Raw genomic sequence first — 13,311 nt, forward strand, 5'->3', positions numbered from 1 at the left:
CAGCAAGACAGTGGGCACGGCCAGACGAAAGCTGCGCACTGCCTACGAAGTATCAAAACGAGCTCCCCTGTAAACCGGAAGACGCACAAAGCCCAGCTCGCAGCAAAAACAGGCCGCAGACAGGGGTGAACAAACCCTCCTGCGCAGTTGCAAGCGCCCAAGCAGTGCGGCCATACACAAAAACAAAATAATAGCTTACATCGCTTACCCTATAACACTTTCAGATAGTTTTATATCTGAAACCACCATTGGACAAGCGCTACAAGCTCTTATTTTTATCCAGCATCCATAAAAAAGGCTCTGCGATTGCAGAGCCTTTTTGGACTGCGCCCTCAGCGCCTATCGTTTAACCCAGCCACTTGCGGGCGTTGCGCCACACTTGCATCCAGGGGCTGAACTGCGACTTGTCGCCCGATGTCCAGCTCATCTGCACGTTGCGGAACACACGCTCAGGGTGCGGCATCATGGCAGTGAAGCGGCCGTCTTGCGTGGTCACAGCGGTCAGGCCACCGGCGGAGCCGTTGGGGTTGAACGGGTACTGCTCGGTCGGTTGACCAAAGTTGTCTACATAACGCATTGCGCCAATGACCTGATCGGGGTTGCCACGGAACTTGAAGTTGGCGTACCCCTCACCGTGTGCCACCGCAATCGGCAGGCGCGAGCCGGCCATGCCCTGCAGGAACAGGCTGGGCGACTCCAGCACTTGCACCATGCTCAGACGCGCTTCAAAGCGGTTGCTCTGGTTTTGCGTAAAGCGTGGCCAGTCTTGCGCGCCGGGGATGATATCGGCCAGCTCGGCAAACATCTGGCAGCCGTTGCACACGCCCAGACCGAAGGTGTCGGTGCGGCCAAAGAAGGCCTGGAACTGCTCGGACAGGCGATCGTTGAACGTGATGGAGCGCGCCCACCCAATACCGGCACCCAGTGTGTCGCCATAGCTGAAGCCACCGCAGGCCACCACGCCGGCAAAGTCTGCCAGCTGGGCACGGCCCGACTGCAGGTCGGTCATGTGCACGTCCACGGCTTCAAAGCCTGCTTCGGTGAAGGCGTAGGCCATTTCCACGTGCGAATTCACGCCCTGCTCGCGCAGCACCGCCACACGGGGCTTGGCAGCCACGTTAACGAAAGGTGCAGCCACGCTTTCTTGCGGGTCAAACGTCAGGTGCACGTGCATGCCGGGGTCATTGGGCACACCAGCGGCGGCGTGCTCGCTGTCGGCACACACAGGGTTGTCGCGCTGCTGGGTAATTTTCCAGCTCACGGCATCCCACACCTGGTGCAGATCGCTCAATGTGGCGCCAAACACCTTCTTGGCATCACGCCACACTTGCAGCTCGCCCTTGCCCACGTCCATCGCCGATGCAGCCGGGCGCGTCTTGCCCACAATGTGGCTGCACTGAATCAGGCCGTGCTCACGCAGCACCTGCAGCACTTCGCTGCGGTCTTCTGTGCGAATTTGCAGCACCACACCCAGCTCTTCGTTGAACAGTGCGCGCAGGGTCTGCTCTTCGCGGCGGCCGGACACTTGCGCGCCCCAGTTCTTGCCTTCGCCCGAGTCCATGCGGCTGTCAGAGATGCCGTCGCCTTCGGTGATCAGCATGTCCACATTCAGCGCCACGCCCACATGGCCGGCAAAGGCCATCTCGGCCACGGTGGCCAGCAGGCCGCCGTCGCCCTTGTCGTGGTAGGCCAAAATCTTGCCCTGGGCACGCAGCGCGTTCACGGCATCGACCAGCGCAATCAAGTCCTTGGCATCGTCCAGATCAGGCGTTTCGTTGCCCGACTGGTTCAGCACCTGGCCAATGATGGAGCCGCCCATGCGCATCTTGCCGCGGCCCAGATCGATCAGCACCAGCGAGCTGTCTTGCACATCGGCATCCAGCTGCGGTGTGAGCGTGGTGCGCACATCGTCAATCGACGCAAAGCCGGTGATCAGCAAGCTCACAGGTGATGTGACTTTCTTGACCTGACCGTTTTCTGTCCACTGCGTGCGCATGGACAGCGAGTCCTTGCCCACAGGGATCGAAATATTCAGCGCCGGGCACAGCTCCATGCCCACTGCCTTCACGGTGGCGTACAGCGCAGCGTCTTCACCGGGCTCGCCGCAAGCGGCCATCCAGTTGGCAGACATCTTCACCTTGGACAGCTCAATCGGCGCAGCCAGCATGTTGGTGATGGCTTCAGCCACCGCCATGCGGCCCGATGCAGGCGCGTTGATGGCCGCCAGCGGCGTGCGCTCGCCCATGGCCATGGCTTCACCCTTGAAGCCCTTGAAGTCAGCCAAAGTGACGGCCACGTCAGCGACCGGCACTTGCCAGGGGCCAACCATCTGGTCGCGGTGCGTCAAGCCACCCACGGCACGGTCGCCAATGGTGATCAGGAAGCGCTTGGAGGCCACGGTGGGGTGGGCCAGCACTTCGATCACGGCTTTTTCCAGCGGCAAGCCGTTCAAATCCATGGCGGGCAGCTCGCGCACCACGGTGGTGACGTCCTTGACCATCTTGGGCGGCTTGCCCAGCAGCACGTCCATGGGCATGTTGACCGGGTACTTCTGGTCGCCCGACTCCACCGCCGTGTCTTCCAGCACCAGCTGACGCTCTTCGGTGGCGGTGCCGATCACGGCAAACGGGCAGCGTTCGCGCTCGCAGAACGCGGTGAACTGCGCCAGCGATTCGGGTGCAATCGCCATCACGTAGCGTTCTTGCGACTCGTTGGACCAGATTTCCTTGGGGGCCAGGCCGGACTCTTCCAGATTCACCTTGCGCAGATCAAAGCGCGCGCCACGGCCTGCGTCGTTGGTCAGCTCAGGAAAGGCGTTGGACAGACCACCTGCGCCCACATCGTGGATCGCCAAAATGGGGTTGGCCGCGCCTTGCTGCCAGCAGTGGTTGATGACCTCTTGCGCACGGCGCTCAATCTCGGGGTTGCCACGCTGCACGGAGTCAAAATCCAGCTCCGCTGCATTGGTGCCCGAAGCCATGGAGCTGGCTGCACCGCCGCCCATGCCAATGCGCATGCCGGGGCCACCCAGCTGAATCAGCAGCGTGCCCGCTGGGAACAGAATTTTTTTGGTCTGCTCAGCATCAATCACGCCCAGGCCACCGGCCAGCATGATGGGCTTGTGGTAGCCACGGGTGATGTCACCTACTTGCTGCTCGTACTCGCGAAAGTAACCCGTCAGGTTGGGACGACCAAACTCGTTGTTGAACGCCGCGCCACCCAGGGGGCCTTCAATCATGATCTGCAGCGGGCTGGCAATGTGCTCAGGCTTGCCCACTTCACTGCCCCACAGCTTGGAGACGGTAAAGCCCGTCAGACCCGCCTTGGGCTTGGAGCCACGGCCGGTGGCACCTTCGTCACGAATTTCACCGCCCGCGCCCGTCGATGCGCCGGGGAACGGCGAGATGGCTGTGGGGTGGTTGTGCGTCTCGACCTTCATCAGCACATGGCTGGTGGCGGTTTGTTTTTGGTAGCTGGGAGCGCTGACGGTGCCTGCGCTCGCGTCAAATCGGGCGACAAAACGCTCGACTTCATGGCCTTCCATGACCGAGGCGTTGTCCGAATACGCCACCACCGTGTGCTGGGGCGAGACGGCTTCGGTGTTGCGGATCATGCCGAACAGCGATTTGTCTTGCGCCACGCCATCAATGGTGAAGTTGGCGTTGAAAATTTTGTGGCGGCAGTGCTCAGAGTTGGCCTGCGCAAACATCATCAGCTCAACGTCGCTGGGGTTGCGGCCCAGTCCGTTGAAGGCTTTGACGAGGTATTCGATTTCGTCTTCCGCCAGTGCCAGGCCCCATTGCTTGTTGGCGGTCTCCAGCGCGGCTGCGCCGCCTGCCAGCACATCCACAAACTCCATGGGTTTGGCGTCCAGCGTGGTAAACAGCTGCAGCGCTTCGTCACGGCTGGCCACCACCGACTCGGTCATGCGGTCATGCAACAGCGCTGCAATCTGACCGATTTGCTCCGTGCTCAGCTCCGGCGTGCCACCCAGCAAGCCAGATTTGAGCGCCACACGGAACTCGGTGATGCGCTCCACGCGCTGGATCGACAGGCCGCAGTTGCGGGCAATGTCCGTAGCTTTGGAAGCCCAGGGTGAGATCGTGCCCAGACGGGGTGTAACGAGCAGCGCCAAGCCGTCGTTGCCACCTTCATAGGGGTCTCCGTATGTCAGCAGAGCCGCCAGACGCTGCGATTGCTCTGCAGTGGGGGCAGCCTCGGTGGCGACAATATGAACAAATCGGGCGGCAATGCCCGTGATCTTGGGATGGATAGCGACCAGATCGGTCAGGAGTTGCTGGGCGCGGAACGAGCTCAGGGCGTTTCCACCCTCAAACTGAGTCAGATGCAAGGTCACGTGGCGGCCTGTTTATGTGAAGGCTGGTGAAAAGCGCCCAAGCCCCCTTGGGGCAACCGCAAGGGTTGTGGACGCTGAATCGAGAGAGAGAGGGCTTATTTTACCGGGCTGAATAGCCTATATACGGAAAACTATATGAGCAGGGGGAATAGAGCCATGTCTTGCACGCAATCCCCAACACCCTGCTAGCAATGTCAACAAGTGCCCCCTGCGTCACCGCTCAACTCCAGCCAGTGGAATAATCGGCACCATGAGCATTACCATCAAAACCCCCGAAGAAATCGAGCGCATGCGCGTTGCAGGTCGCTTGGCTTCGGAAGTGCTGGACTACATCACCCCCCATATCAAGCCCGGCATCACCACCGCTGAAATCGACCGTCTGGGTGCCGAATGCATGGCAAAGCAAGGCACCAAGTCGGCCACGATTGGCTATCAGCCGCCCGGATACCCCCCCTACCCGGGCCACCTGTGCACCTCGGTGAACCACGTGGTCTGCCACGGCATTCCCAACGACAAGCCTCTGAAAAAGGGCGACATCCTGAATGTGGATGTGACCGTCATCACTGAAGACGGCTGGTATGGCGACAACAGCCGCATGTACCTGATTGGTGAAGTGTCGATTGCCGCCAAGCGCCTGTCCAAACTCACGTTTGAATCCATGTGGCTGGGCATTCAGCAAGTCAAGCCCGGCGCTACGCTGGGTGACATTGGCCACGCCATTCAGACTTATGCCGAAAAGCACAACCTGTCGGTAGTGCGCGAATACTGCGGCCACGGTATTGGCCAAAAGTTCCATGAAGAGCCACAGGTACTGCACTACGGCAAGCCAGGCACCGGCCCGGTACTGGAAGAAGGCATGGTCTTTACCATTGAGCCCATGCTCAACCTGGGCAAGCGCGATGTCAAGGAGCTGGGCCAGGACGGCTGGACCATCATCACCAAGGATCGCAGCCTGTCGGCCCAGTGGGAGCTGATGCTGGCAGTCACCAAAACCGGCTACGACGTGCTGACCTGGTCAGAAGGCTCTCCCACGCCGCCCGATTTTGTTCAGGGCATTCGCACCTGAGTCCTGGTGCCATCGCTGCACAGGCAGTCTGACCGCAAGGCAGACTGCCTTTTTCTTGGCCCATATGGTGCACACTGATACCTGCTGATGGTGTGCAGCGCTGCACTGCGCATATTTCTTGCTTGCTCTTTGCCCAGTTATGTCCGACAGGTTGATTGCGCCATGAAAAACGAACTCGGTACCCTGCGTACTGCCTACCGCCAAGACAAAGCTGCCATCACCGATGGCCTGCGCACTCCCGCTGCCAGCACCCGGGGCATCCGGGCGGTGCTGCAAAAGCTGTCGCAGATGACGGACACGCATTTAGCGGCCATCCGTCAGGCCAGTGCCCTGCCCCCCGAGGTGGCACTGGTGGCTGTCGGCGGCTATGGGCGCGAGCAGCTTTTTCCGGCCTCGGATGTGGATGTCTTGCTGCTGCTGCCCGGCCAGTCCACTGAAGCACATGCACACATCCGGGAGGCACTGGAGCGTTTTATTGGCGCGTGCTGGGATGCGGGGCTGGAGATTGGCTCCAGTGTGCGCACCATCAGCGAATGCGTGGCCGAGGCCCGGCAAGACGTGACCGTACAGACCTCGCTGCTGGAAGCGCGCCTGATTGATGGCGATGCAGCCCTTTTTGCAGACTTTCGCCAGCAGTTTCGCGCCAGCCTTAACCCCAAGGCATTTTTCACGGCCAAAACGCTGGAGCTGCAGCAGCGCCACATCAAGCACGACGGCACACCGTATTCGCTGGAACCCAACTGCAAAGAGTCCCCCGGTGGTCTGCGCGATTTGCACACCATTTTGTGGGTGGCACAGGCAGCAGGCCTGGGCAACAGCTGGCGCGAACTGGCCGCCTCTGGCATTGCCACCGAGTTTGAAGCCACACAGCTAGAGCGCAATGAGGCCACCTTGAGCCTGATCCGCGCCAAGCTGCATGCGCTGTCAGGGCGCCATGAAGACCGGCTGATCTTTGACCTGCAAACGGCCGTTGCCGAGTCTTTTGGCATTCAAAGTCACACCCCGGCGGGCGAGACCATGCCCGTGCGCGCCAGCGAGGTGCTGATGCGCCGCTACTACTGGGCCGCCAAGGCCGTCATGCAGCTGCAGCAAATTTTGCTGCTGAACATTCAAGAGCACCTGTATCCCGACAACGCTGCCCTCAAGCGCATCGACGACCGGTTTTTTGACAAAGACGGCCTGATCGAAGTTGCCAGCGACGACCTGTACCAGAAAGACCCGCAGGCCATTTTGGCCACTTTTTTGACGTACCAAAAATCCCCCGGCCTGCGCGATCTGTCGGCACGCACGCTGCGAGCGCTGTACAGCGCTCGCGACTTGATGGACAACACCTTCCGCCAGGACCCGGTCAACCGCGACACCTTCATGCAGATCCTGCAGGAGCCACACGGCCAGACCCACGCCTTTCGCCTCATGAATGCCACCTCGGTGCTGGGGCGCTACCTGTGGTCGTTTCGCCGCATCGTCGGGCAGATGCAGCACGACCTGTTCCACGTTTACACGGTCGATCAGCACACGCTGATGGTGCTGCGCAATATGCGCCGCTTTTTCATGGCCGAACATGCCCACGAATACCCGCTGTGCTCGCAGCTGGCCAGCGGCTGGGACAAGCCCTGGCTGCTGTATCTGGCGGCGCTGTTTCATGACATTGGCAAAGGCCGTGGCGGCGACCATTCAGAAATTGGCGCCATTGAAGTCAAGCGCTTTGCGCGCCAGCACGACATGGCCAGCGAAGACGCCGAGCTGGTGGAATTTCTGGTGCGCGAACACCTGCAGATGAGCACTGTTGCACAAAAGCAAGATACGTCTGACCCCAACGTCATTGCCGCCTTTGCCCAGCGTGTGGGCAATGAGCGCCAGCTGACCGCCCTGTACCTGCTGACAGTGGCCGACATTCGCGGCACCAGCCCCAAGGTCTGGAATGCCTGGAAGGGCAAACTGCTGGAAGACCTGTTTCACAACACCATGCACGTTCTGGGTGGCCGCGCACCTGACGCGCAATCACTGGTAGAGGCACGCAAGCGCGATGCACTGGTGCAGCTGGCCCTGTCTGCCCAGCCCTACGAGTCACAAAAAGCGCTGTGGGACACGCTCAACGTCAGCTACTTCATGCGCCACGAACCGTCTGACATTGCCTGGCATGCGCGCCAGCTGTCGCGCCACGTGGGCAGCCCCGTGCCCATCGTGCGCGCACGCCAGTCTCTGGCCGGCGAAGGGGTGCAGGTACTGGTCTATGCCCCCGATCAGGCCGATTTGTTTGCGCGCATCTGCGGCTACTTTGACAACGCCGGGCTGACCGTGGTGGACGCCCGCATTCACACCGCGCGCAACGGCTATGCGCTGGATACGTTCCAGATCGCCTCTGAGCAATTGCACATGCATTACCGCGAGCTGACCGCGCTGATTGAAAGCGGCCTGCCCCAGGCCATCCAAAGCAAAGCGCCGCTGCCCGAACCCATCAAACGCCGTCTGTCGCGCCGCGTGCGCAGTTTTCCAATGGTGCCGCGCGTGACGCTCACGCCCGATGAAAAGGCACAAAGCTGGCTGCTCAACATCTCCGCCAGCGACCGTGCTGGTCTGCTGTACTCCGTCGCACGCATTCTGGGTGCACACGGCTTGAGCGTGCAGCTGGCCAAAGTCACCACCCTGGGCGAGCGGGTGGAAGACAGCTTCCTGGTGCAAGGCGCCAGCCTGAACAACAACGCCAAGCAGCTGCAGATTGAAACGCAGCTGGTGCAAATGCTGGAAGAGTGAGCGCAGCCCCAGAGCCTGCAGAACAACCACGGCCCGGGCCTGCATTTGCCTTTGCGTTCGCCTTGACGTTTGCAGCAAAGACGCCGCTCAATGCGTTTTGACTGCACCGCAGTGCTGTAGCGTCAGGCAACATCTCGCTGCACCAAGTTGATTTTTATAAAAAAAGAGCACCCATCGCTGGTTTTATAAGCACTTCAGATATAAAACCATCTGAAACCCTTAAAACACCAGCGAAAGGCGCTATTTTTTTAGATAACGGCAGCTTCAGTAATGCGGGGGCAGTTCATCGCGCAAATTGCCTGGCCCGCCGTGCCCGCCCTCGGGTACTTGCTGGCGCAGCTGTCGCACTTCATTGATCAGCGCATCAATTTGCTGCTGTTGACGGTAAATCGTCATGTTCAGTTGCTCCAGCAAGTCGTCGGTGTAACTGGCTTTAACCTCCAGATCCATCACGCGCGCTTCCAGCGTTTCTATCGACATGGGATCGTTCATGCTGCCAGTGCCTTGGCCAGACGCGCCACGCCGTCACGGATCTTGTCTTCGTCCGCCGTTGCAAATGACAGGCGCAGAGTGGACATATCGGGGTTCTGACTAAAGAACGGCGCGCCGGGCACAAACGCCACACCAGCTTCAATCGCCTTCTTGGCCAGCACACTGGCATCGGCCAGTTGACCGCCCTTGCCTGTCAGGCGCACCCACAGGAACAGCCCCCCTTGGGGCACGGTAAATTCCACCGCATCGCCCAGCGCAGCGCGCAGCGCATCCATCATGGCTTGCGCACGCGAGGCATAGACCTTGCGCATCTTGGCCAGCGTCGCTGGCATGTGGCCCGCCAGCAGATATTGCGCAGCCGTGGCCTGGGCGAAGGTGCTGGTATGCGCATCGCTGAACTGCTTGCACATGACCGCCTTGCTCAGTAACTGGGCAGGTGCAATCAGCCAGCCAATGCGCAAGCCGGGGCTGAGCACTTTGGACAGCGAGCCACAGTGCGCCAGCCATTCACGACTGCCCAGTACCTCACTCGACAAAGCCAGCAGGCTGGCCGGCGGTGGCGCATCAAAGTACAGATCACCATAGGGGTCGTCTTCCACCACCAGCGTCTTGTATTGCACGGCCAGCTCCAGCACGCGCTTGCGCCGCTCCAGGCTCAGCGTGGCACCGCTGGGGTTGCCAAAAGTGGGGATCAGGTACACCAGCGTGGGCTTGTGCTCGGCAATCAGCTTTTCCAGCTCTTCCACGATGACGCCGTTGGCATCGACCGGCGCACTGATGACTTCAGCGCCATACAGGCGAAAGCACTGAATGGTGGCCAGAAAGGTTGGCCCTTCCACAATCACTTTATCGCCCGGGCTGATCATGCACTTGCCCAGCAGGTCCAGCGCCTGCTGGCTGCCCGTGGTGACCATCAGGTTGTCGGCATATACATCTTTGGCGCCTTTGGTTGCCATGAAAGCCGCCAGTTGCTCACGCAAAGGGCCAAAACCTTCTGTTGCACCATATTGCAAAGCCATGCCCGGGTTTTCTGTCAGCGCTTTATTCGCAGCCTCCTGAATACCCGCAACGTCAAACATGGCACTGTCGGGAAATCCGCCTGCAAAACTAATAATTCCCGGCTTACCCAGCAGTTTAAACAATTCACGTATGGCGGATGTTTCTACGTTATCCAGACGTTTAGCAAATTGCATTAAGAATTTCCTTTCATTTAAAAATTCAATGCCTTATCAAATCCTGCTTGCGAAATCAACATTGCCCGACACGTTGATTTTGCTTTATTAGTTAATCTTTCCCAAAAATCCGTGAGGAGGGATAATCGTTTTTTATTAATTTTAATAAATCTATCAATAAACAAAATATAAAAGACAAGCATTATCAATTTGTTTAAATAAATCTATCCACATCTATTTATTGCCATAAGAATATTAATTGGCACACTATTTACAGCATTGAGAGCATGTGCTTACTTTGTTTTACAACATGGAGCCCATCATGCTTTCCAGCGCAACACCTTTTGCAAGAGATTTTTTCTCGCGCACCGCTCAGATAGTAGCGGTTTCCACCGCTGTCTTGGCGCTCAGTGCCTGCGGCTCCAGCGGTTCTGTGAAATCGAGTGCCGGAGGTTCTTCTGGCGGCGGTGGCGGCGGCGGCGGTGGCGGCGGCACCCCGATCACGACGACAAAAACGCCATTCACCCCCATTCAGGAAGTGATCCAGGAAACCGCCGAAGGCTCTCGCGCGATTCCGGCCATTGCCGAGGATTTAGGCGGCACGCTGGGCGGTGTCATCAGCAAAACGCCATTGGCCAGTGCTGCTGCCCCGACGCAGGGAATTTTGACCAACGTGGGTGAGGGAGTCGATTCTTTGGCACTGGGACTGGAGACAGGCCTTGGAAAAATTGGCTCAACATCAGACCCAATCGGTACCACTTTGGCCAGTAGCGAGGGGCTGATCGTGAACACGGGCGAGGCAGTCTCCAGCGCGGGCGACCTCGTGCAGGCACTGGGCACCAACCTTGGCCCTGTCAAACCTGTGCTGCAAGTTACAGGCGGCCTGGTTGACAAAGTGGGCCAGGTTGTCAGCTCCGTGGGATACAAGACGGGTGACATCGTGACCAGTGCCCCAGTCTCTGGTTTGACCACCACGGTCAATGGCGTCGTCACGCCTGTGCTAGGTACAACGCTGGGGGTTGTGCAGCAGGTGGGCGATACCACGGGCCTTGGACAGCCGATTAACAACCTGCTCACCTTGGTCGGTGGCGTTGTGACAACCACCGGCAACACCGTGCAAAGCACACAGGTGCCGGTCATCTCCCCGGTTGGTCATCTGGTTGGACATGTCGGCAACGCTGTCAGTGCACTGGGCGGGGTAGCAACATCAGGCACCAGCACACCCGGTGGCCTCTTGGGAGGCGGGGCACTGTCGGGCGGCCTGCTCTCGGGTGGTCTGCTCAGCGGCGCATTGGCAGGTGGGGGTACCTCTGGCGGCGCAACGGGTGGCCTGCTTTCTGGCGGACTTTTGTCCGGTGGCCTCTTGTCGGGTGGCGTCCTGATAGGCGGGAATACCAGTACAGCCGTAAGTGCTGCGAGCGGCTCAAATATTACGAGCACCACAGGAGGGCTGCTCTCGCCATTGACGTCACTGCTTGGCGGCCTGCTCCCCAAGCGCTAACCAACCAACCGCAGTCATGAGGGGGTGAGCCAATGGCTCACCCCTTGTAACCAGCAGGAAGCTTATGCCCATAAAAAGAACAGACCCCCGGCTTTTGGTTTGGCTGTGCAGCATTTGCACAGCCACTTTTGTTTTTGGACAAGCTCCGACAGGAGGCCCACTCGTCAACGTTCCGCAGCCATCATCGCCACGCCCCAGCAGCGACATCAGCGCAGAAATAGACACCCCATCTGCCCTCCAGCTAAGCAAGCAGCTGCAAACCCGCTTAACTCTCAGCACCACATTGCAGGTCAACCGGATTGATATCTCTGGGGTCAAAACCATTGCTTTCGACGATGTTGCCGCATTGTTCCAGCCGCTGTCGGGCCAGCAAGCGAGCATTGAGCAATTGGCCGCCGCCGCTACGCAAGCCACTGCGCTGTATCACAAGGCGGGCTTTCCTCTGTCTTTCTTTTACTTGCCCGAGCAAAGTTTTGACCAGGGCATCGTCAAAGTAATTGCGGTGGAAGGGCACATTTCACGTGTAGAAGTGACAGGCGATACGGGAAAATCGGGGGCCTTGCTGGCCCAGCTGACGCAGCCCCTGCTGGAAAGCAGGCCCCTAGAAGGCGAGGTGTTCACCAAACAGACGCTGCTCATGGCGCGCATGCTCAGCCTTCAGGTCGGTGCTCAGGCGGCGATGCCAACCACCACGGATGGCGCCACCCCTCTTTTGCTCAATGTCAAGCAAGACCCCATCGTCTTTACTGTGGGGGCTGACTTGCGCCAGGGCGATCCCAAGGCCGTTGCCAACCTGACCCTCAACGACCCACTCTGGGGAGGCTCTCAGTGGCAGCTATCCAGCCTGATCGATGATCCCAAAGATGAGCGCTTTATCTCATTGAGCATGAACCAGTGGCTCAACGCCCAGGGCACAACGCTGCAGGCGAGCATTTCAGATTTCAAAGGGCATGACAACTTCTTGGGCAATACCTTGCAGGACGTCACCACGCAGCGCAAAGCGGAGTTAGTGGTCATGCACCCCTTGCAGCTTTCCAGCACCGGCAGCACAGTGATCGGTGCGGGCTTTTTTGGCCTGAATTATCAAAAGACGTACAACTTTCCTGATTTAGGCATAGAGCTCAACAGCCGTGAAAAAGTACGCGCGTTGCAAGCCCATTTGATCTGGCAAAAAACGTCACCCCAGTCGCAGCAGAACCTGAGTGCAAGTTTTACGCAGGGCTTGAACATATGGGGCGCAGGCTGGAAAAACCTCAACAACGCCAACCTCGTCAACAGCATCAATCCCGCCAAGTTCGACTTTTCACGCTTGTCCATGGACTATGCCGTCCGGTGGCGCTTTCTCAACCAAATGGGCCTGGCCATGGGTGTGGGAGGACAGTACACGCCGCACATTCTGCCGATTTCCGAGCGCGTTGCTTTTGGTGGAGCGCGCTATGGCCGAGGCTATCGCGCAGGAGAGGCTGCTGGTGACCAGGGGCTGGGTGTCAGCTTGGAAATCAACCGGCACTTTCCCATCAAAGATGGCAAATGGCTCAAGCACTGGGAGCCTTACCTGATGTACGAGCACGCCAAGACATGGTTTCATGCATCCGATTTCATGGGTCAAAAACTGCGCTCCAGCAGTTTCGGCATCCGGTTGGGTGACAACCGCTACTACGCGCTGGACCTTGCAGTCTCCAAGCCACAGGGAGATAAAAGCCCCTACAACCCAGAGCAAAAGGTGCGCTACAGCCTGAGCCTGACCTACCAGCTAGACCTCTGAGAGCAGGCAGCACCACCCCGCCCACCCAGGGCCTGCGGTTCAAACCCGAAACGAAACCGCAGGCAGCATGCGCCGTATCGCAAGCAAACGCTACGGCCATCAAGGTGAAAGCAGCCTAAACGCCCACACGGCAGAGCTGGCGCAGGAGATGAAAGCGTGCGAATGTGGTGCCCGCGGTGCGCGAGCTTGAGGCAAAGGGAAACG

At 59.1% G+C, this 13,311-nt stretch carries 7 protein-coding genes; 4 read left to right on the top strand and 3 right to left on the bottom strand.

Going from position 1 to position 13,311, the window contains the following annotated elements:
- Positions 1-346 precede the first annotated feature (346 nt).
- A complete protein-coding gene (gene purL, locus IB213_RS15600; protein WP_191721409.1) occupies positions 347-4,357 on the bottom strand; it encodes a phosphoribosylformylglycinamidine synthase in 4,011 nt (1,336 codons plus the stop codon).
- Between the two features lie 250 nt (positions 4,358-4,607).
- Between purL and map the strand changes: the two genes are divergently transcribed.
- Positions 4,608-5,423 (top strand): type I methionyl aminopeptidase, encoded by an 816-nt coding sequence (gene map / locus IB213_RS15605; protein WP_191721408.1) that lies wholly within the window; start codon positions 4,608-4,610, stop codon positions 5,421-5,423.
- A gap of 162 nt (positions 5,424-5,585) precedes the next feature.
- Positions 5,586-8,177, top strand: a complete 2,592-nt coding sequence (locus IB213_RS15610; RefSeq protein ID WP_192407728.1) for a [protein-PII] uridylyltransferase — start codon at positions 5,586-5,588, stop codon at positions 8,175-8,177.
- Between the two features lie 264 nt (positions 8,178-8,441).
- Here IB213_RS15610 and IB213_RS15615 read toward each other — a convergent pair whose 3' ends face one another.
- Both IB213_RS15615 and IB213_RS15620 read right to left on the bottom strand, forming a co-directional pair.
- Positions 8,442-8,669: a SlyX family protein gene (locus IB213_RS15615; protein ID WP_191721406.1), complete on the bottom strand. Its 228-nt coding sequence runs from the start codon at positions 8,667-8,669 to the stop codon at positions 8,442-8,444.
- Entirely contained in the window at positions 8,666-9,862 is a 1,197-nt protein-coding gene (locus IB213_RS15620; RefSeq protein WP_191721405.1) for a PLP-dependent aminotransferase family protein, read from the bottom strand. The genes IB213_RS15615 and IB213_RS15620 overlap by 4 nt, the downstream gene beginning before the upstream one ends.
- Positions 9,863-10,163: 301 nt before the next feature.
- On the opposite strand from IB213_RS15620, the gene IB213_RS15625 reads away from it, so the two are divergent.
- Together IB213_RS15625 and IB213_RS15630 are read left to right on the top strand one after the other, a co-directional pair.
- Positions 10,164-11,342 carry a collagen-like triple helix repeat-containing protein gene (locus tag IB213_RS15625; RefSeq protein ID WP_192407729.1) on the top strand — a complete coding sequence of 393 codons (1,179 nt, stop codon included), beginning with the start codon at positions 10,164-10,166 and terminating at the stop codon, positions 11,340-11,342.
- Between the two features lie 64 nt (positions 11,343-11,406).
- Positions 11,407-13,107 (top strand): ShlB/FhaC/HecB family hemolysin secretion/activation protein, encoded by a 1,701-nt coding sequence (locus tag IB213_RS15630; protein WP_192407730.1) that lies wholly within the window; start codon positions 11,407-11,409, stop codon positions 13,105-13,107.
- The last annotated feature ends 204 nt before the right edge of the window (positions 13,108-13,311 follow it).

It is taken from the genome of Comamonas sp. CMM02 (assembly GCF_014851485.1).
Classification (GTDB): Bacteria; Pseudomonadota; Gammaproteobacteria; order Burkholderiales; family Burkholderiaceae_C; genus Comamonas; species Comamonas avium.